Raw genomic sequence first — 20,897 nt, 5'->3', positions numbered from 1 at the left:
AGTCAGAACATTGCTGGATGGACCGGTAAAATCCACTGTGTCACCCCGTGGCTTGACCCACGGGATCCAAAAAAGATCTAAAATACTATTAATAGTATTTTAAGCTAGATTCCGTTGTCATTCCATGGCTTGACAACGGATGCGTTTTTCAATCCACACTGACAATACTTTTCTTATAAACGGATTTTTTATGGAGTAGAAAAGTGATTATTGCCTAATAAATCGTTTATCGCTAGGTAAAGTATAACTTTTATCGGTAGAACGATAGGGACAAATATCAATTCCTCCACGCCTAGCATATACTATATAAATAGAAAGAAAATCAGGACTTATAGCGTTTTTAATATCTGTAAAAATACGCTCAGCACACTGCTCTGCAAACTCATTACAATTTCTAAAAGATATTAAATATTTCAGAAAAGAATCATATTTTAACTTTTTTCCTTTATATTTTATAACGATTGTACCCCAATCCGGTTGACTGGTTACTAGGCAATTTGATTTGAGTAAATTAGAATTAATCTCTTCTTCTACCAAAATATCTTCATACTCAATTAAACTATTATCGGGTGCACCGTAATTATTGCATACTATATCTAAATCATCGATATTTTTACCACTTGGAACACCAAATTCTACTTTTGTATTTATAGGAAATATACGTCCTGTCACTTTAGCGTGTGTAACATTACTTAGATCCTGCAAGATAATTCTTTCTAGTTCTTTTACTGATTCAACAACAAAGTTATTAAAAGAATTTAGATATAATTTAAATGATTTTGATTCTACTATATTTTCAGAATCCGTCGGTATATAAAAAGTGCCTACTCCAACCCATGGCTTACCGTTCTTATTAAGGCAAGATAGTTCATATGTATTCCAAACATCTACACCGTAAAACGGAAGATTATTACTATTTATTCCAAGTTCGTTTCGATTATTTATACGTGGAATTTTAAATAATAAAGTCACATCATAACTATCTTTATAAGTACTTTTTTTACCAAGTAAAGAAGTAGATAAAGGCATTAATTATGCTCCTTGTGCTAAAATTTCTTTTTGTTGTAACTCATCATATTCTTTTAGCATATAACCACGTCCCCATACTGTGTCGATATAATCTCTACCGCCGGCAGCATCACTTAACTTTTTACGAAGTTTACAAATAAATACGTCAATAATTTTCATTTCCGGTTCATCAACACTACTATATAAGTGATTTAAGAACATTTCTTTAGTTAAGATAGTTCCTCTTCGGAGTATTAATAGCTCTAAAATAGCATATTCTTTGTTCGTCAAATGTACTTTTTTGCCGTCAACTTCTACACTTCTAGTATCTAGGTTTATGCTAACCTTATCAAACCTAAATACTGATGCTGCATGACCTTTAGAACGTCTAACTATAGCTTTAATTCTAGCAATTAATTCCTCTCTTACAAACGGCTTGGTTAGATAATCATCGGCGCCGGAAGAGAAACCAGTAATCTTTTGATACGTATCCGTTAAGCTAGATAAAATTAAGATTGGGGTTTTTATTTTTGCAGCACGCAATCTTAGTAATATCTCAAAACCATTAATATCCGGTAACATAAGGTCTAATATTACTAGATCATAACCACCAACTTTACCAAGTCTTAAACCTTCTACACCAACTGAAGCTTTATCGCAAACTATCCCTTCTGAAGCTAAAGTTAGTTCAATTAAGTTAGCCATTTCCGGTTCGCCTTCAATTAACAAAACTCTCATTATTTTTCTCCATAAAATTCAATTTTTATATTGTGCTATAATTTAATTACAGGTAATTATTGTTAACTAAATTATAATTTTTTATCTAGTGCTTTATACATTCATTAATAATATAAGTAAAGAATATTTAATCTTGATAAAATTTTTACTATTAAGCTCTATCTGTGGTTTAAAAACCATGGCGTTTAAAATGAAATTTATTAAATAATTAAATGATTTTCTTAGTTTTGATGCTCTGACATTTTCTTATGATATAAGGCACCAAAATCTATAGGATCAATCATTAAAGGCTGGAATCCTGCATCTTGAGTACAGCTAGCTATAATTTTTCTGGCAAATGGAAATATCATTGCCGGACAATGAACGGATAATAAAACCGGATGTTGTTCAGAATCAATATTAATTAAATTAAATACTCCAGCATATTTTAATTCTACCTGAAATAATTTATATTTCTCATTTCTTGCAATTGCCTCGATATTTAACTCTACTTCATAGAAACTTTCTTCCGATAAATTAGTAATATTTATATCTAGAGATAAATCAATTTGAGGGCGTTGATCCAAAGCCGCAAGAGAAGACGGGGCAGAAGGGTTCTCAAGAGATAAATCTTTTATATATTGTGCATTAACGGAAATATGCGGTATTGTCTCATTAGTATCGGTGTTTATTGTACTCATAAAAATCCTTATTAAAAATTTAATATAATTTTCTACATAAAAAAGTTATGTTAGCGGTAAAGTTACGCCTACTTGTTTCATATATTTTCCTTGGCGATCGGCATATGAAGTATCACAAATTTGATCACTCTTTAAAAATAAAAACTGACAAGCTCCTTCATTTGCATATATTTTAGCAGGTAATGGAGTAGTATTAGAAAACTCTAAAGTTACATGTCCTTCCCACTCCGGTTCTAACGGAGTCACATTTACTATTATACCGCATCTTGCATAAGTGGACTTGCCGACACAAATAACTAATACATCACGCGGTATTTTAAAATATTCTATAGTTCTGCCAAGGGCAAAGCTATTAGGTGGGATAATACACACATCTACTTCTCTATCAACTAAATTATATTCACTGAAATTTTTTGGATCAACCGTAGTAGAATTTATATTGGTGAATATTTTAAATTCATTAGATACTCTAGCATCATAGCCGTAAGAAGATAAGCCGTAAGAAATAATCTTTTCTTTATTATGCACTCTTACCTGCTTTTCTGCAAAGGGCCTTATCATACTGTGATTTATAACAGCTTCTTTTACCCACTTATCTGACATTATAGCCATAATCATAACTTGATTTAATTAATAAGCTAATGATTATAGCTCATAATTATTTACAATACAAAATTTTTCTTTAAAACTATAAGTCTGAGACTATTTGAATAATGATAGTGATAATAATACAATATTATATACTTAAAATTCAATTATTACAAATTAAAATAGTTTTTTATTGTCAATTCTGAAAAGTATTATTATATTAGTATAGTTAATTTATATTTATTAATACTAAAAATTTACTTTGTATTAGTAAATTTTATTTAAGTTTATTAGGAGCTATTATTAAAGTGAAAAAATTATTATTAGCTGCAAGTATTATTTGCCTTGCATCGGCTGGTCTTGCCGAAGAAAATCCAACACCTGTTATTTCTAATTCTGATACTGAAATAAAATTAGAAGGATTCTATTTATTTGAAAACGGTTATATTAAACAGAATCACTTAATTTTATTTGATAAAAATGTAACTGATAACAGGAAAAAGCTAGGGTTTTACACGGAAGCAGCGTTTGCGGCCACTATTGCTAAAACTATCAATGATGTAATAGCAGGTGCTAAAATAGTGCTTCAGCCTACTACAAGAGCAAAAACCTCTACAAGTTATAATGGGTCACATATATTTATTGAAACTAGTTACGGTAAAGTAGAACTAGGCTCTCCTGCTGATGCAAGCGCTAAGTTGCGTATTACCGGTAGTCAAGTAACTGCAGGTACCGGAGGATGGTCTAGATATGCTCTACTTGACGGTCAATATATGCGATATAATGGTTTAAAACCGGATTTTGATACTAATGCTAGCTTTTATCTTGAGTCATACTCTAATTCTTTTGATCAAATCAATGATAAAACTGAGAGAGCTAGAAGATTGAATTTTTTCACGCCTAAAATGAAAGGCTTCCAAGCCGGAGTTTCTTATACTCCCGATACTGCTAATACAGGCGGTAATAGAGATATAAATAATTTAACGCTTGAAAGCTGCAGAAAAGGAGTTAGTGTTTCTAAAACCGGAATAAAGACGGTTAAATTAGAGAATAACGAAACCATGACTATTAATCAGAATATTAGGGATGCTTTTTCTGCCGGCTTAACTTATGAACATGAAATTAGCGAAGATGCAGACTTAAAACTATCTGTCACCGGAGAATACGGTAAACCTGCTCGTCGTCTTATTCATGCTAAAAAGGACGGAACTACAATTCAAGTGCTTAATACCTATAAACTTTCTAATTTAAAAGCATATAATCTTGGAGCTGTATTTACTTATGGTAATTTCTCGTGTGGTGCTTCTTATGGTAATTTAGGTAAAAGCTTAACCGCTAAGGAATATTATAAAGTCGGTCGTGATACCTATTATTACAATGGAGCAATTGCTTATGGACAAGGACCTATAAAAACAAGTCTTGAATATCTTAAAACTTCAAGATATAAAAACACCGTTGATGCTGTAAGCCTCGCTACTGAATATAAGATCATGCCTGGTTTATTACCATATGCTGAAATTTCTCATTTCCAAGCTAAAGGTAAACCTGTATATTACCCTGAAGCACCTAGTAAAACAACACGAGGTACTGTTGGTCTTATAGGTACAAAACTTAAGTTTTAATTATTTACAAATTAATTGCCATCACTATTATAATTAAGGCTTAGAGTAATCTTATGCCTTGATTATTATATTTTTTTAATTGAACTATCAATAAACTTTATAGTTCCGTCGTTGTAATAATCTTGTTGTCTCTTCTGTTAAATCTTTAAACCATTCTATTAGCTTACAGTACTCTAATTCTTGTCAAATTATGCTTAGCTTTTGTACTTCAAGTACCAGCCCAAACCTTGAAAAATTTATTCTATACTGCCTTTTGATTAAATAAAATTATATATTTTACTTTTTTTATTTTTAGATATTGATTTTCTCTGATTACCATATATTGTGGTTGCATCACAATATATGGTAATCATGTGATATATGATTTTTATTATTTTAAAACAGGAGTAACACTATGAATTATGCTCAATTTACAAGCTCAGGATATTCCTTTTGTAAATGGATTAAAAGCAGTTACAAGATATGCAACCGCTTCTAAATTATTATTTAAAGATACATATAATTTTGTTTCTAGTGCCAACTTAAAAAATATTTACAATATTACATGCTTTAAATATTCAGAAAGTCTATACAAAAGACAGGGATTTTGAGGCAGCATTGAAGTTTTTTAATATGCAACAGGATAATTCTCTAAAGATATGTAACTCAGAACATCGAAAACCAGCATCAGAGGACAATGAAAATCTTTTCCCTCCTATATTAATATGATGAAAATCTATTATTTTTTGGGAAGCCCATAGGAGGTAATTTACCGGTACTACCTCTTTTGCCTAAAAATGCAACAATGTTTTTTTCAAGTTTTACTTTTCCATTGTTATTCCAACTTAAGCCGTCTTCTTTATTGAATATTTTAATATCTAGAAGCTTAGCATTCTTAAATTTTTGCAGCGTTACACCTTGCCCTTTTTTCATTTCAGGTATTTCATCTATATTAAATACCAATAATTTACGACTTTCACCGATACAAGCAATACTATCACCGTTTACAGGTAAACAAGCTATACATACATGACCATCCGGTACATTCATAATTTGCTTTCCTGTTTTTGTTTGAGCCATTACTTCATTTGAATTAACTAAAAACCCTTTACCTACACTACTTGCAAGTAATAAAAGCTGATCAGGTTTATAGACTAAAATATTCGTAATATCGTTATTACCTATATCCACAAGTAGCTTTATAGATTCCCCTGTTCCTTTACCTTTGGAAATATTATCGGCAAGCAAAGTAAAAAATCTGCCTTCTGAACTAACTATTAATATTTTATCAGTCGTGTAAGCTTCTAAAATAAATTTTTCTGCATCACCTTCTTTATATTTGATAGTCGATAAATCGGTGTTATGACCTTTTAACGAACGCACCCACCCCATTTTTGAGCAGATAATAGTAATCGGCTCTTTAGTAATGAAAGCCGTTATATCAACTACTTGATTCGTAAACGTTACTTCCTCAAAGCTTGTACGCCTTGCTCCTATTACCGTATTTAATCCAAATTTCGTTTGTACTGTTTTGATTTCTTTTTTAACTATTTTCCATAGTTCTTTAGGATTATTTAGAATTTCTTCTAATATAGCTTGTTGCTTCTGCAAATTACTATGCTCATTAATAATTTCCTGCTCTTCAAGCTTGCGAAGCGAGCGAAGACGGGTATTTAATATCGCTTCTACTTGTATTTCGGTTAGTTTAAACCGCTCCATTATTATCGCTTTTGGCTCATCTTCTTCACGAATAATTTTAATTATCTCATCAAGATTTAGATAAGCTATCCTAAGCCCTTTTAGAATTTCTAAACGATGCTTGATTTTGTTTAAAAGATAAGTTGATCTGCGAGTAACAATATTTTGTCTATGATATAGAAACTCTTGTAAAATCTCTAAAATATTCATTACTCTCGGCACGTTATTACTGCCGATCACATTCATATTTAACTGAATGCGGCTTTCTAAATTCGTTAGCTTGAATAGAGATTCCATAACTATTTGCGGATCACATCCCCGATCTCTCGGCTCTATAACCAACCTTATAATGTCTGTTGATTCATCTCTAATATTGCTAACAAGGGGAATTTTTTTATCCTTTAGTAATATTGCTATTTGTTCTATAAGTTTTGATTTCTGAACCTGATAAGGTATCTCGGTTACGACTATCTGATATGTACCGTAACTTAGCTCCTCTTTTTCCCATCTGCTTCTCACTCTAAGACTACCACGTCCAGTAGTATATGCAGCATTAATAACTTCAGCTTTATCAATAATTATGCCGCCGGTCGGAAAATCAGGACCTTTGACAAAGTTCATTATATCGTTAATTTCAGCTTTCGGATAGTTAATTAAATGTATTAGAGCATCACAAAGCTCATGTAAATTATGCGGCGGTATATTGGTTGCCATACCGACTGCTATCCCTTCAGAACCATTAGCTAATAAATTCGGAAAACTTGCCGGCATTATTACCGGTTCTAAATCGGAACCATCATAAGTAGGGCGAAAATCTACCGTATCTTTATCGATGTCCTCCATTAATAACGTACATATGTTCGTCATACGTGATTCGGTATAACGCATAGCTGCTGCATTATCACCGTCGATAGAGCCGAAATTACCCTGCCCATCAATTAAAGGATAACGCAACGAAAAATGCTGAGCAAGGCGTACCAAGGTATCATACACTGCCACATCACCGTGCGGGTGGTATTTACCTATTACGTCACCGACCACCCTCGCACATTTCTTATAGCCGGAATTCGGCTCAAGCCTTAACTGTAGCATTGCGTATAATAACCTACGATGTACAGGCTTGAGTCCGTCACGTACGTCAGGAAGTGAACGTGACATAATTGTTGATAACGCATAAGCAAGATAACGCTCTGATAATGCATTACCAAAGTCAATATTTTCTATTTTAGCTTCTTTCATAAGTTATTTAGTTTTTATTTATAGTCGTTGTTGCGTGGTTCTCTATGTCATTCCTGCGAAAGCAGGAATCCAGAAAAAAAGTATAAACACAGCAAATTCTTAAAATTAAAAGCTCGATTTATCTCGCTTTATGATAGATTTCTGCTTTCACAGGAATGACATAAGAGTATACAAATATCACTTCAACACACAACTCTGCTTATTATAAGCTAATTTCTTACAAACCGCTTTAGCTTGACTAAGACTACCATAATCACCGGCTAAGATTAAATAGAAAAATTTGCCGTCGTCATATTTAACTTTTTTGGTTGTGATAACAACATTTTTAAGAATTTTCGGGAATTGCTTTTTTATTCTTTCCCCTTCTTTCATTGCTTCTGCTTCAGATTTTACCGAACCTAGTTGTACTTTATAACTTTCATTATTTTTACAATTTTTAGCATTACTAACCTTATCTTTACTTCCTTTTTCAAGCTTTATTATATTTAAATCCGTTTCATTTTTGGAGTTATTATTTGGCTCTATTAATGCAATAAGGTTAGATATTTCATCAAAAGATTCATCGCTTTGACTTTGGTTGCGAGAATCTATACTCATAGGTTTCTCAGGGTCAGGAAGCAATTTTACGGTTTTAATATTTGTATCTTTAGCAACAAGATTTTCATATATTGCACTATGTACTGCAGCTATTTGGTTATTTTCTATTATAGACGGTTTTATTTTCGTAGGCAGCTCATCAGGATAAATAGTAATTACCGGCTTGCTATTCTGATAATATTGATAACCAAAATAAATAGCGGACATACATACTAAAAATACTAGAAATATTTTAATAAAAATATTATTGATCATATTTAGTAATTTGATAATAGAAAAACATTATTGCGAGGAAAAATTGTAAGTTTTGACGAAGCACTCTCAGGAGTATTATTTTATGAGATTGCCACGCAGCCTACGGCTGCTCACAATGACGACTCGGTATCCACATGAGTAATACCTCCTTGCAATGACGATGAAAACCTAACTACATTTTGTTCATTGGTTCTACACCTATCACTTCGAGACCGCTAGCTATAACTTTCTGTATGGCACTTGCAAGAGCAAGGCGTGCTAGAGTTAATTCTTTATTGCTCTCAATTACAAATCTATACTCGCTATTTTCTTTACCGAAATTCCACATAGAATGAAATTTTGAGGCTAAATTTATTAAATAAAATGCGATGCGATGCGGTTCAAAATATTTTGCAGATGCTTCTAATGTTTTTGTCCAGCTAACCAAAAGTTTTATAATCTCAATTTCTTCTTCAGAGGATAATAAAGATAAATCATACTTACCTGATTCAAAGTTATTATAAGATTCAGGCATTAATTCTCTAGCTTTTGATAAAATAGATATCGTTCTCACATGTGCATATTGTACATAAAAGATAGGATTTTCTCTTGATTGTTCTTTTACTTTTACCAAATCAAAATCAAGTGGCTTATCATTTTGTCTAGTCAACATCATAAATCTTATGATATCTTTCCCCACCTCATTATTTACGTCTTGCACACTAGCAAAGCTCCCAAGACGTTTTGACATTTTAACCGGCACACCGTTTTCAACGAAATTGACCAATTGACAGATTTTAACGTCCACTTTAACCTGCTCCTTACCTAAAGCTTTAACTATTGCCTCAATTCTTTTAACATATCCACTATGATCGGCACCCAGTACATAAATTAAGTGATTCGCTCCCCGCTCTATTTTATCCTTAGCATATGCAAGATCAGAAGCAAAATAAGACCAACTTCCATCAGCTTTTTCTATAGGACGATCTTGACTATCACCGTACTTAGTAGATTTAAATAATTTTTGAACTCTATTATCCCACTCTTCGTGAATTTTACCTTTAGGAGCAGGTAACGTACCTTCATAAATTAGCCCCATACGCTCCAGTAGTTTAACTGTTTCCTCTATCTTACCTTTATCATGCAATGATTGCTCAGAGAAAAATATATCATGTTTAATCCCTAAATCTGCTAAATCTTTTCTATTTAAATCAAGCATTTTTTCTACGGCAAAACTTTTAATTATTTTGAACCTTTCAGCATAGTTCATCGTTAATAATTTATTGCCGTATTCTTTCGCTAAAATTTGCCCAAGTGGAATTAAATACTCTCCCGGATATAACCCGGCAGGGATAGTAATTTGCTCACCTAAAGCTTCTTTATAACGTAATAATACCGTACTAACTAAATCATTTATTTGTGAGCCTGCATCATTAACATAATATTCTTTTGTAACGGAATAACTTACCTTTTGCAAAATCCTTGCTAGCACATCACCATATACCGCACCCCTAGCATGCCCTATATGCATTGGACCGGTGGGATTTGCCGAAACATACTCGATGTTAATATTTCTGCTTTTATCTATATCAATTTCAAAAAACTTTTCTTCATGCTGTAAAATATCCTTTATTGATGCCTGCCAACTATCAGCTTTTATAGTAAAATTAATAAAGCCCGGTCCTGCTATTTCTATACTTGCAATATAAGGTAATGTTATAAGGACTTCTTTAAATTTTAAAGCCACTTCCCGAGGAGCAAGACTTTCTTTAGCTGCAATAATCATTGCAACATTACTTGATAAATCACCGTTAAAACTATCTTTTGGTATATCAATAGTAGCAGTATTTGCTATTGCTTGATTATTATATAATTGCCTGCTTGCCACAATTATATCTTGTTTCAATTGATTAAATATGTTCATAATTATTAAATGTTATTAAAATTCAGCGAATAGAATTCTTACAAACGCTTGCTAATAAGGAGGAATTTGTAGGAGACACAGAACGCAGCACCGCAGCGACGCACAAATTACCCTTAGAAGCAAGTTATGTAGGAAGTCGAGCAGAGCTGATTATATTCCTGAATGGCAAAACGGTCAGTCATCCCTGCTATATAATCAGCAATAACTCTAGCTTTACTATATGTTTCATTAGAGTCTATTAGCATTTTCCAATTAACCGGCAATAAATTAATATCATCCATATAAACCTTAAACAGCCCTTGTACGATTTTAGTACATTTAAGGCTGATGGCCGTAATTTTATTACTTTTATAAACTCGCTCATGAAGAAACTTCTTAGTTTCCTTAATATTTTTATTAGTTTTTTCCGTAAAATCCACTATCTGATAATTTAAGTTACGTATTTCATCTATGTTAGTAATTTTTTCTTTATTTAAATTTTCTTTTGTTTGCCATAATAAATCGGTAATTAACTCATGTATTAGCTTACGTACTACCTCATAAATCAGACATGAGGAACTAATATTTTTAAATTTTGACTTGAGTTCAACAACATGTTGATCAATATATTTAAGTTCAGCAAGACTATTAAAATCGATAATTTTAGCACCGATACTATCTTCCAAATCATGCGAAATATAGCTAATATCATCGGCAAGAGCTGCTATTTGAGCCTCTGCCGATGCATAGGTACTCAGTTCTAAATCATTTTGCTTATTATACTCTGCTATATATTCATTTATCTCGCCTAGTATAGGACCGTTATGTTTTACTATTCCTTCTAAAACTTCCCATGTTAAATTTACTCCATTATAAGCCGCATATCTTTTTTCAAGTAATGTTAGTATCTTTAAAGATTGAGCATTATGAGAAAAGCCGTTATACTCTCTCATACATTCATTTAAAGCCCGCTCTCCCGCATGACCGAAAGGCGTATGCCCAAGATCATGAGCAAGTGCTATTGTCTCAGCTAAATCATTTGATAAATTTAAAGTACTAGCGACCGAACGTGCAACAGTCGAAACCTCTAGAGAATGAGTTAGCCTATTTCTGTAATGATCTCCCTCGTGATTAATAAAAACTTGAGTTTTATATTGCAAACGCCTAAATGCATTAGTATGTATAATGCGATCACGATCACGTTCAAACTCGTTTCTATAAGAGGTCGGGATTTCCTTATATAATCTTCCCCTACTTTTAAGAGGATCAGAAGCGTATGAAGCAAGCATCGTTATCCTTTATTTTGAAAGACGTTGTTGTGGTTCTAACTTTTCGTCATTGCGAGGAAATTGCATAGCAATTGACAAAGCAATCTCAGGAGTTTGTTATTATTTCATGAGATTACCACGCAGCCTACGGCTGCTCGCAATGCCGATTGGGTATCCACACAACAAAGCCAACTTGAAAAATATTAAGATATACTATATAATTTATGAGACTTTTACAAGGTAATTTTAAGTGACGATAACAATTACGGATAGAGCTTTTGAACGGGTTTGCGAGTTAGTAAAGCTAGAAAAAGATAAGAATTTAGTACTGCGAGTTTCGGTTGATAGCGGCGGTTGCTCAGGACTTATGTATAATTATGAACTAGTCTCAAAAGATAATATAGAGCAAGATGATTATGTCATTACTAAACATAATGCTACAATTATTATTGATCCTATCTCTCAAAAATTTATGCTAGATTGCACTCTCGATTTTATAGAAGAACTAGGCAGTTCATATTTCAACGTTAGTAATCCGCAAGCTAAAGCAAAATGCGGCTGCGGTAATTCTTTCTCGGTGTAAATGCAAGTATTGCGAGTGGGCATTATTATTAGAATGCCGATGTCATTCCTGCAACAGCAGCAATGACATCGCAACGTCAAACTTTTAATGTTAATCATTAAGTTGCATAGTTGCTCCACCTACTTCAACTTCGTCATTATTATCATCAGGAGGACGCTCTACTTCATTACTATTAACGTTATTATCTTTATCTTCTTCGTTATCTGAAGCATTACTATCTAATGTTAATATAAACATGTTGTTCTTGGACTTGTTGAGAGCTATTAAACTTTATTTTAATGTTTCAGCTTGAGATTTTCTTAAATTTAGTCCTTGTCCTTTACATTGCTCCGTAGAGAGAATTTTCAGGCCTTGAGATTGTCTTATTAAATCATCGCATACCAAAACTCCTTAGTCCTAAGTATTTCCTTCTTCTTGTTTTTGAGTTTTGAAATCCATTATTTCTGCATCAGAGCAAACCTCGGTAATAAGTTTTACTAAGTCAGGATGAGCATTTAACGATCTGCCCAAAGGATCATTATAAGTAAATATTATCTTATTTGTATCATTATCTCATATTTACCCAATGCCTATGTCCTGTATTAATTGGCATTTGTTTACTTCTTGTTGATTATTAGTCAATTACTCATTTTGATTTTGTTGTACTTCTGGCCACTCCGTGGCTTGCAGCTCCGGCAGTGAAACAAAATCATTTATTATAGTCTGTGTATCACTTAAAAATTTTGTTCTGTCAGCCTCTTTAGTAACTATACTCAGATCTTCCATCTTACCTTTGTCAAGCATTGAGCGTATAAAAGCAGTATTTTCCTCCATCTCCGTACTATAAACTTTATGAACTTTTAACAATAATTTTTGTTCTTCCTGAGGGCTAGCTATACTTGCAGCCTTTAAACATTCAAAAGCAGCTAATTTAATTACTATTTCGCTTTTATTTTCGTCCTTATAGAATCTCCCTAAATTTAAAATAATCCACCTATTTTTTTACAAATATTGCTAAAAATGTACGGAATTGTATCATGGTTATAGAGAAAGTTAAAATCTTTATCAATTTCCAGAGTACTAATATATTCTCTTATTGCTCTAAACCAATCTAATTCCGATTTACTATTTTCATAGATCATACCTAAATAATAATGAGCATTGGCTTTTATTTCATTTATAGATATAATAATATGCTTAGCTTGCGATCCCGTAAGTTTATCAAGCCATTCTAATGCTTCTTTATAATATTTTTTTTGTCCTTTATTAGATTCTACATTATCAGTTACTTGATAAGGTTTTAATTTTATATTATTATTTACTCCGTCAAAAAATCATTTATATTTTTCTGTTTAGGACTACCAAGCAATGTACTGCCAACTGCTTTTATTTGATTCCATAAATAATTATACCTATAAATTATTTGCATTTATACAAATAAAAACATTTATGATCTATAAGCTGAATAAATCAATATTAATACTATTTAAAAAAATTCTAAATAAGTAAATTTACAACAAAGATTTAAAGGCGAATTTGTGAAATTCTAACGATAGGAAAGTTCTATTTTTTATATTGTAAAAAATTATTACTTCTATTTTAAAATTGAATTAATAGGGGATATTTATATATATTTTGAAAGGTAAAATTTGCAGTTATTTTTCTTTTGTAATTTTATCATATTTTTTTAGTTTGATAAGAATAGACTCTAGATTATCCAACTTCAGCATACATGGACCATCGCTTGGAGCGTTATCGGGATCTTGATGTACTTCCATATACATACCGGCGATACCTACAGAAGTTGCTGCCTTTGCAAGTAACTCTACATATTTTCTTTCTCCGCCGGTACTGCCTCCTAGCCCACCCGGTTGCTGAACGGAATGTGTGGCATCAAAAACTACAGGTATATTTAACTCTGCCATTATTGCAAGACTACGCATATCAGATACCAAGTTATTATAGCCAAAACATGTTCCTCGCTCTGTAAATAATATATCCTTTACTCCAAAAGTTTCTAGTTTTGTTTGTACATTTTTCATATCCCACGGAGCTAGAAACTGTCCTTTTTTTACTTTTACTATTTTACCTGTTTTTGCTGCAGCTTGAAGCAAGTCGGTTTGTCTACATAAAAATGCCGGAATTTGTAAAATATCTGCTACTTCAGCTGTTTCAGTACATTGACTCTCTGAATGAACATCAGTAACAATAGGGCAATCGAATTCAGATTTTACTTTTGATAAAATTTCTAAACCTTTCTCAATACCAACTCCTCTAATCCCATGTACGGAAGTTCTATTAGCTTTATCAAAAGAAGATTTATAAATAAATGGAATCTCAAGCTTGCTAGTTAATTTAACAAGTTTTTCTGCCATAAACAACGCATGATCTTTTCCTTCAATCTGACAAGGCCCTGTAATTAGAACAAACGGTAAATCATTTCCTATTTTGATATTGTTAAGTTTTACTACTTTTTGCATAATTCTTAGATTTAATCAATTGAGCGAGGCACGGATTAGTGTTTCTCTGTTATATCAGGCACTGATTCATTTTCTATTAAGTCATTATTAATTATTAGTGTATAATATTTTTCTTTTATTGTCGTTAAATCATAACTACCATGATAATAACCTTCTAGGTTAATAATTTTTTTTAAATAAAAATTTACCTGCTCTGTTTCTAACGGTTCATCTATATTTTTGACAATAGATGACTTAATATTAATTAAATACGCTTTTATTTTTTTTAATTCTTTAATAATTATAAAAATATCATGCGGTTTTGTTACCAATATTCCTACAAACAAAATTAATAATATTTGCGTTAAAGACATATTTATATTAATTTCTTATGTTTATATTTTGGATTTAAAATACTTTCCCCGTTAGTACTTAGCATATATTCATGATAATCTTGATAATTTCCTTCAAACCATGTAGCATTATTTTCTTTATCATATGATATAATATGAGTGGTTATTCTATCTAAAAACCATCTATCATGACTAATCACTAATACACAACCTGCAAAATCTAAAATAGCATCTTCAAGTGCTCTTAACGTATCAATATCTAAATCATTAGACGGCTCATCTAATAATATAACATTTGCTCCTTCTTTTAGTAATTTTGCCAAATGTACTCTGTTACGTTCTCCACCTGAAAGTTGTCCAACTTTTTTTTGTTGATCACCGCCTCTAAAATTAAAAGCTGCACAATAAGCTCTACTTTTAATTATTCTATTACCAAGTTGTAATTCATCTAGACCTTCTGAAATTTCTTCCCATATAGTCTTATTATCATCTAAATGATCCCGTGATTGATCGACATAACCTAATTTTACCGTTTGACCAATTTTAATAGAACCACTATCTGGCATTATTTTACCTGTAATAATATTAAATAAAGTAGACTTACCTGCTCCATTCGGTCCAATAATTCCTACAATAGCTCCACGTGGAACTTTAAAACTAAAATCTGATAATAATATTTTATTATTAAATTTTTTAGCTATATGTTCTGCTTCAATAACAAGATCACCTAAACGAGGTCCGTTAGGTATAATTATTTGAGTAGGATCAGTTTTTTGTTCTTGTTGTTTATTTAATAACTCTTGATATGCTGTAATACGTGCTTTATTTTTTGATTGTCTAGCTTTTGGAGTTTGACGAATCCATTCAAGTTCACGATTCAATTGTTTTTTTCTATCATCGTCTTCTTTACTTTCTAAAGCTAATTTTTTTTGCTTCTGCTCAAGCCAAGAACTATAATTTAATGCCCACGGTATACAATTTCCACGATCTATTTCTAATATCCATTCTGTAACATTATCTAAAAAATAACGATCATGGGTAATTACTATTACAGTACCTTCATAATGCTTTAAATAATCCTCAAGCCAAGAAACTGATTCTGCATCCAAATGATTTGTAGGTTCATCAAGTAACAACATATCAGGTTTCTCTAAAAGCAATTTACATAAAGCCACTCTTCTTTTTTCTCCACCGGAAATTTTTGTAATATCTGCTTCTTTTGGTGGGCAACGTAAAGCAAGCATTGCGATCTCTATTTCACGTTCTAGATTCCATCCATCACAATTGTCTATTTTTTCTTGCAATTCTGCTTGTTTATCAAAAAGCTTTTGCATTTCTTCATCAGCGATTTCAGCAGCAAATTTGTTACTTATATAATTAAATTCATCAATAAGTTTTTTCTTTTCATGAAGACCTTCTATGATATTATCAAAAACATTTTTACTAGCATCAAGATACGGTTCTTGAGGTAAATATCCTACTTTTATACCAATTTTAGCTGTTGCTTTACCTTCAAACTCTCTATCAATACCTGCCATTATTTTTAATAAAGTCGATTTGCCTGCTCCATTTGGACCTATTATACCGATTTTAGCTTTTGGTAAAAATGATAAATTTGTTTCTTTTAAAATTCGTTTACCATTTATAATTTTGCTTAAACCAACCATTTCATAAACATATTGATATGACATAAATTACTTATTTCCTTATATTATTATTACTACTGTATTGTATGAATTTATTGCTCTATGATCATATAATTCAAAATTAGACATTGTAATTTCTATCATTGTTTTTCTCGTTTAGATATTTATTTTAAGAAATAAAATGCTGTATATATACTTTAATTTAGCAGCTTGAGGATTGTGTATACTTTTATACTTATAATTTTTCGTTCAAGCTTATTGATAATTTTTCCATATGCATTTTAATTTAATTTTAACAATATCAAGTCTAATTCTTCCAAATCTTTATAATGAAATATTAATTTTCCGCCTAATGGATAATTTTCTATTGTTATTTTTATACCAAATTTTTCTGATAAAGCTTTTACTAATAATTCTAGATCATTATTCGTAGCGTTGTCCTTTAAAAAACGCTTTCCTATTTTGTTATTATTGTTCGGGGATTTTGTATACTCATTTTTATACCATTGTCTTACTAGTTCTTCTGTTTGACGTACATTTAAATCATTATTTATAATATAATCGGCTATTACTTCTGCATGTTCATGATTTATTAAACACCGAGCTTGACCCATACTTAGTATATTTTCATTTACTTTATCTTGAATAGACTGCGGCAAATTATTAAGCCTTAATAAATTAGCTATATGACTACGACTTTTACCAAGCCTTTCAGCTAATTTTTCTACCGTATAATTAAAATTTTCTATTAAATATTTAAAGCCACGAGCTTCTTCCATCACTGTTAAATCAGTTCGTTGTATGTTCTCAATTAATGCTATTTCCATACTCTCTCTAGCATCTAAATTTTTTATAATTACCGGTATCTCTAAAACTTTTGCTAATTTACATGCACGCCAGCGTCGCTCTCCTGCTATAATTTGGAAATTATTATCAACAATAATAGGCTGTAATAAACCATTATTCAATATAGAATCTGCTAATTCTTTTATTTTATCATATTCAAAGTTTTTTCTAGGCTGATTCTCGTTTGGTCTTATTTTATCAATATTTATTATTTGTACTATTTCTGATTCTATAGAAATAACTTCTTCTCCAAGTAATGAAGATAATCCTCTTCCTAGTCCTTTATTTTTCGCCATATCTTTCTAAGATTTCTTTTGTAAGTTCTATATATGCAACTGCTCCCGAACATTTATAATCATATATAATAGCCGGTTTTCCATATGAAGGAGCTTCAGATAGTTTAATATTTCTTGGAATAACGGTTTTAAATACTAATTCTCCTAAGCATTTTCTAACATCATCTTCTACTTGTTCAGTTAAACGATTACGCTTATCATACATTGTAAATAATATACCTGCAATCTTTATCTTAGGATTTAATTTTTTCTCTACAATTTCAATTGTTTTTAACAAATGACTTAATCCTTCTAAAGAATAAAAATCACATTGCATTGGAATCAGTACTTCATCGCTTGCAACTAAAGCGTTTACCGTTAATAAATTTAATGAAGGAGGGCAATCAATAATTATATAATCATATAATATTTTTATTTCTGCCAATAGCTTCATTAAAATATATTCTCGGTCCTTTAATTTTGTTAAGTCTAATTCAGCCGCAGATAGATTAGTGTTTGAAGTAATTATTTCTAAATTTGGTATATCTGTAGAAATTATTGCATCTTGCAATTCTATTAAATTTGTTAATACTTGGTATATAGTATTTTTGCGTTGTTGCTGACTAATTCCAAAACCGGTACTACTATTCCCTTGAGGATCAAGATCTATAACTAAAATTTTTTTATTTACAGCAGCAAAAGCTGTAGCTAAATTTACAGTAGTTGTAGTTTTAGCTACCCCTCCTTTTTGATTAACAATAGCAATTACTTTCATATCATTTTTGTTAAATTACTAACTTCTAGAATTTTCCCTTCTTCACAAGTAATACTTTGATGTATTAAATAACCAAATAACCATCTCTCTTTAGCTTCTACTATTTCAGTTAAATAATTTTTTCCTTTTAATAACAAAAATTTTTCTCGTACTGAAATATTTTTTATGCAATTAAATATTGTATTTAAGTTAGAGAAAGCTCTACAAGTTAATATACTACAATCTATTTCTACTTTTTCTATTCTTTGATTGATTATTTGTACGTTATTATTTGATATCTTTGATGCTTTTTCTAAAAATATACATTTACGTAAATCAGCTTCTATTAAACTTACTTGCGCTACCCCCGCTATAGATAATACTATACCAGGCAAACCGGAACCGCTTCCTATATCAACTAAATGTATTTCTTTATTATCAATATATTGTATTAATTGTAATGAGTCTAATATATGACGTTGCCAAAAATTATGTATAGTATTATCCGATACAAGATTGATTGATTTATTCCATTTTTTAACTAACTTTTGAAAAATTTCTAACTTTTCAATTATTTCACGTGGAACTTCCATCACTATATTTAGTTTTTAAATAAATTATAATAGCCGTAATTGCTGCAGGTGTAATCCCTGGAATTCGACGTGCTACACCAATAGTAGTAGGTTTATGGGCAGAAAGTTTTTCCTGTATCTCTAATGATATACTTGGTATTTTAAAATAGTCAATATTTTTAGGTATGAACTGCGCCTCTTCACTTTGAAATAAATTAATATCTGCGTGTTGTCTAGTTAAATATGAAGCATATTTTGCTTCAATATAGAGTAATTGCAAAATGTTATTATTTTGTGTTTCTTTAAGTATAGGAAAAATTTTAATAGCTTGTTCAACATTAAAATTAGGTATTTTAAATAAGTCTAATACTGTTTTATATGTACCATCCTGTGCAACCTGTATACCCATTTTAGCAAGTTTACTAGTAGTTAAAGACAAGGTATTTAATAATGATTTTATTTTTTCTATATCTTCACATTTTTTTGTGAATATTTTTTTACGTTTTTCTGATACGACTCCAATGTTCATCCCTAATTCCGTTAAACGTAAATCAGAGTTATCTGCTCTTAAAGATAATCTATATTCTGAGCGAGAAGTAAACATACGATAAGGTTCTATAGTACCAAATGTTGTTAAATCGTCAATCATTACTCCAATATAACTGTTTGCTCTTGTTAACATAAACGGTGCTTGATCTTTTACTGCTAAAGCAGCATTTATACCGGCTATTATACCTTGCCCTGCGGCTTCCTCATATCCTGTAGTACCGTTAATTTGCCCGGCCAAATACAATCCAGCTATTTTTTTTGTCTCTAGCGTAACACTTATTTCACGTGGATCAACATAATCATATTCTATAGCATAACCTGGACGTAAAACCTTTACATTTTCTAATCCTGGTATTGTTTTGATTAATTTATGTTGCACATCTTCAGGCAAAGAAGTAGAAATACCGTTTGGATAAACCGTATAATCATCTAACCCTTCAGGTTCTAAAAATATACGATGTTCTGATTTTGTACTAAATCTGACTATTTTATCTTCAATAGAAGGACAATATCGCGGTCCTATTCCTTCTATTTGCCCTGAATACATTGCGGATTTATCAAGATTCTCACGTATAATATCATGAGTTTCTGAGGTTGTTTTTGTGATAAAACAATTTATCTGAGAAACATTAACAATATTTGTTAATTCAGAAAAAGGACGAGGAATTTTATCGCCGGGTTGTAAAATTGTTTTACTATAATCAATAGTACGTCCATCAATGCGAGGCGGTGTACCTGTTTTTAAACGAGCCAGTTTAAAACCTATTTGTTTTAATGTATTTGATAATCCATACGAAGGCTCTTCATCTACTCTACCTGCAGGAATTTTTTTTTGTCCAATATGAATAAGACCTGATAGGAAAGTACCTGTAGTTAATATAATTTTTTGACAAAGAATTTTGCTACCGTTATTTAAAATAACCGCTTCAATTTTAGAAGATTTAATTTCTATATCTTCCACTTTTCCATATAATATATCTAGATTAGGATAATTTGTTAATATTTGATACATTGCTTTTTTATAAAGCTTGCGATCAGCTTGAGCTCTAGGTCCCCAAACTGCTGGTCCTTTAGTCTCATTCAGCATTTTATAATGTATACCGGCTTGGTCTATAACATAACCCATTAACCCATCAAGTGCATCGATTTCTTTAACTAATGTGCCTTTTGCAATGCCACCGATTGCTGGATTGCAAGACATTTCGCCTAAATTTTCCGGTTTTAACGTAATTAAGAGAGTAGGAACCCCAAGACGTGCAGAAGCAGCGGCTGCTTCTACGCCTGCATGTCCACCGCCTATAACTATTACGTCATATTTTAGCATTAA

At 31.3% G+C, this 20,897-nt stretch carries 20 protein-coding genes; 2 read left to right on the top strand and 18 right to left on the bottom strand.

Going from position 1 to position 20,897, the window contains the following annotated elements; all coding sequences use genetic code 11:
• Positions 1-207: 207 nt before the first annotated feature.
• From queF to dcd, 4 genes are all read right to left on the bottom strand, one after another.
• On the bottom strand, positions 208-1,029 hold the full coding sequence (gene queF, locus ACHBLB_RS02975; protein ID WP_475842518.1) for an NADPH-dependent 7-cyano-7-deazaguanine reductase QueF: 822 nt from the start codon (positions 1,027-1,029) through the stop codon (positions 208-210).
• A gap of 3 nt (positions 1,030-1,032) precedes the next feature.
• Positions 1,033-1,746 carry a response regulator transcription factor CtrA gene (gene ctrA, locus ACHBLB_RS02970; protein WP_010976784.1) on the bottom strand — a complete coding sequence of 238 codons (714 nt, stop codon included), beginning with the start codon at positions 1,744-1,746 and terminating at the stop codon, positions 1,033-1,035.
• 221 nt (positions 1,747-1,967) lie between these two features.
• The gene (gene secB, locus ACHBLB_RS02965; protein ID WP_475842516.1) at positions 1,968-2,426 is read right to left on the bottom strand and encodes a protein-export chaperone SecB; all 459 of its coding nucleotides are present in this window, start codon (positions 2,424-2,426) and stop codon (positions 1,968-1,970) included.
• A gap of 45 nt (positions 2,427-2,471) precedes the next feature.
• Positions 2,472-3,038 (bottom strand): dCTP deaminase, encoded by a 567-nt coding sequence (gene dcd, locus ACHBLB_RS02960; RefSeq protein WP_475842514.1) that lies wholly within the window; start codon positions 3,036-3,038, stop codon positions 2,472-2,474.
• Between the two features lie 284 nt (positions 3,039-3,322).
• On the opposite strand from dcd, the gene ACHBLB_RS02955 reads away from it, so the two are divergent.
• The gene (locus ACHBLB_RS02955; RefSeq protein ID WP_475842512.1) at positions 3,323-4,636 is read left to right on the top strand and encodes a porin; all 1,314 of its coding nucleotides are present in this window, start codon (positions 3,323-3,325) and stop codon (positions 4,634-4,636) included.
• A 699-nt stretch (positions 4,637-5,335) separates the two neighbouring features.
• On the opposite strand, the gene parC is transcribed toward ACHBLB_RS02955, so the two are convergent.
• The 4 genes from parC to ACHBLB_RS02935 form a co-directional block, all read right to left on the bottom strand.
• The gene (gene parC / locus ACHBLB_RS02950; protein WP_475842510.1) at positions 5,336-7,552 is read right to left on the bottom strand and encodes a DNA topoisomerase IV subunit A; all 2,217 of its coding nucleotides are present in this window, start codon (positions 7,550-7,552) and stop codon (positions 5,336-5,338) included.
• Positions 7,553-7,729: 177 nt separating this feature from the next.
• Complete coding sequence (locus ACHBLB_RS02945; RefSeq protein ID WP_475842508.1) at positions 7,730-8,404, bottom strand: SPOR domain-containing protein; 675 nt, start codon at positions 8,402-8,404, stop codon at positions 7,730-7,732.
• Between the two features lie 172 nt (positions 8,405-8,576).
• Positions 8,577-10,307, bottom strand: coding sequence for an arginine--tRNA ligase (gene argS, locus ACHBLB_RS02940; RefSeq protein ID WP_475842506.1), 1,731 nt, complete (start codon positions 10,305-10,307; stop codon positions 8,577-8,579).
• A 113-nt stretch (positions 10,308-10,420) separates the two neighbouring features.
• Positions 10,421-11,575, bottom strand: coding sequence for a deoxyguanosinetriphosphate triphosphohydrolase (locus tag ACHBLB_RS02935; protein ID WP_012150319.1), 1,155 nt, complete (start codon positions 11,573-11,575; stop codon positions 10,421-10,423).
• Positions 11,576-11,804: 229 nt separating this feature from the next.
• Between ACHBLB_RS02935 and ACHBLB_RS02930 the strand changes: the two genes are divergently transcribed.
• A complete protein-coding gene (locus ACHBLB_RS02930; RefSeq protein ID WP_012150318.1) occupies positions 11,805-12,137 on the top strand; it encodes an iron-sulfur cluster assembly accessory protein in 333 nt (110 codons plus the stop codon).
• Positions 12,138-12,227: 90 nt separating this feature from the next.
• Here the strand turns inward: ACHBLB_RS02930 and ACHBLB_RS02925 are convergent, their stop codons facing one another.
• The 10 genes from ACHBLB_RS02925 to mnmG form a co-directional block, all read right to left on the bottom strand.
• Complete coding sequence (locus ACHBLB_RS02925) at positions 12,228-12,374, bottom strand: hypothetical protein (protein WP_475842504.1); 147 nt, start codon at positions 12,372-12,374, stop codon at positions 12,228-12,230.
• Positions 12,375-12,533: 159 nt separating this feature from the next.
• A complete protein-coding gene (locus ACHBLB_RS02920) occupies positions 12,534-12,647 on the bottom strand; it encodes a hypothetical protein (RefSeq protein WP_475842502.1) in 114 nt (37 codons plus the stop codon).
• Between the two features lie 111 nt (positions 12,648-12,758).
• Positions 12,759-12,983 (bottom strand): hypothetical protein, encoded by a 225-nt coding sequence (locus ACHBLB_RS02915; RefSeq protein ID WP_475842500.1) that lies wholly within the window; start codon positions 12,981-12,983, stop codon positions 12,759-12,761.
• Between the two features lie 788 nt (positions 12,984-13,771).
• Positions 13,772-14,596, bottom strand: coding sequence for a 3-deoxy-8-phosphooctulonate synthase (gene kdsA / locus ACHBLB_RS02910; RefSeq protein WP_475842497.1), 825 nt, complete (start codon positions 14,594-14,596; stop codon positions 13,772-13,774).
• A 35-nt stretch (positions 14,597-14,631) separates the two neighbouring features.
• A complete protein-coding gene (locus tag ACHBLB_RS02905; protein WP_004996813.1) occupies positions 14,632-14,949 on the bottom strand; it encodes a DUF2672 domain-containing protein in 318 nt (105 codons plus the stop codon).
• 2 nt (positions 14,950-14,951) lie between these two features.
• A complete protein-coding gene (ettA, locus tag ACHBLB_RS02900; protein WP_475842495.1) occupies positions 14,952-16,619 on the bottom strand; it encodes an energy-dependent translational throttle protein EttA in 1,668 nt (555 codons plus the stop codon).
• A 236-nt stretch (positions 16,620-16,855) separates the two neighbouring features.
• Complete coding sequence (locus ACHBLB_RS02895) at positions 16,856-17,716, bottom strand: ParB/RepB/Spo0J family partition protein (RefSeq protein ID WP_014364365.1); 861 nt, start codon at positions 17,714-17,716, stop codon at positions 16,856-16,858.
• Complete coding sequence (locus ACHBLB_RS02890; RefSeq protein ID WP_010976770.1) at positions 17,703-18,470, bottom strand: ParA family protein; 768 nt, start codon at positions 18,468-18,470, stop codon at positions 17,703-17,705. Before ACHBLB_RS02890 ends, ACHBLB_RS02895 begins: the two co-directional genes overlap by 14 nt.
• Positions 18,467-19,045, bottom strand: a complete 579-nt coding sequence (gene rsmG / locus ACHBLB_RS02885; protein WP_475842493.1) for a 16S rRNA (guanine(527)-N(7))-methyltransferase RsmG — start codon at positions 19,043-19,045, stop codon at positions 18,467-18,469. The genes ACHBLB_RS02890 and rsmG overlap by 4 nt, the downstream gene beginning before the upstream one ends.
• Entirely contained in the window at positions 19,026-20,894 is a 1,869-nt protein-coding gene (gene mnmG / locus ACHBLB_RS02880) for a tRNA uridine-5-carboxymethylaminomethyl(34) synthesis enzyme MnmG (RefSeq protein ID WP_475842491.1), read from the bottom strand. Before mnmG ends, rsmG begins: the two co-directional genes overlap by 20 nt.
• Between the last annotated feature and the right edge of the window lie 3 nt (positions 20,895-20,897).

This window comes from Rickettsia lanei (assembly GCF_056242675.1).
The sequence above is the reverse complement of the archived record's forward strand: the minus strand, read 5'-3'. Positions and strand labels throughout refer to the sequence as shown.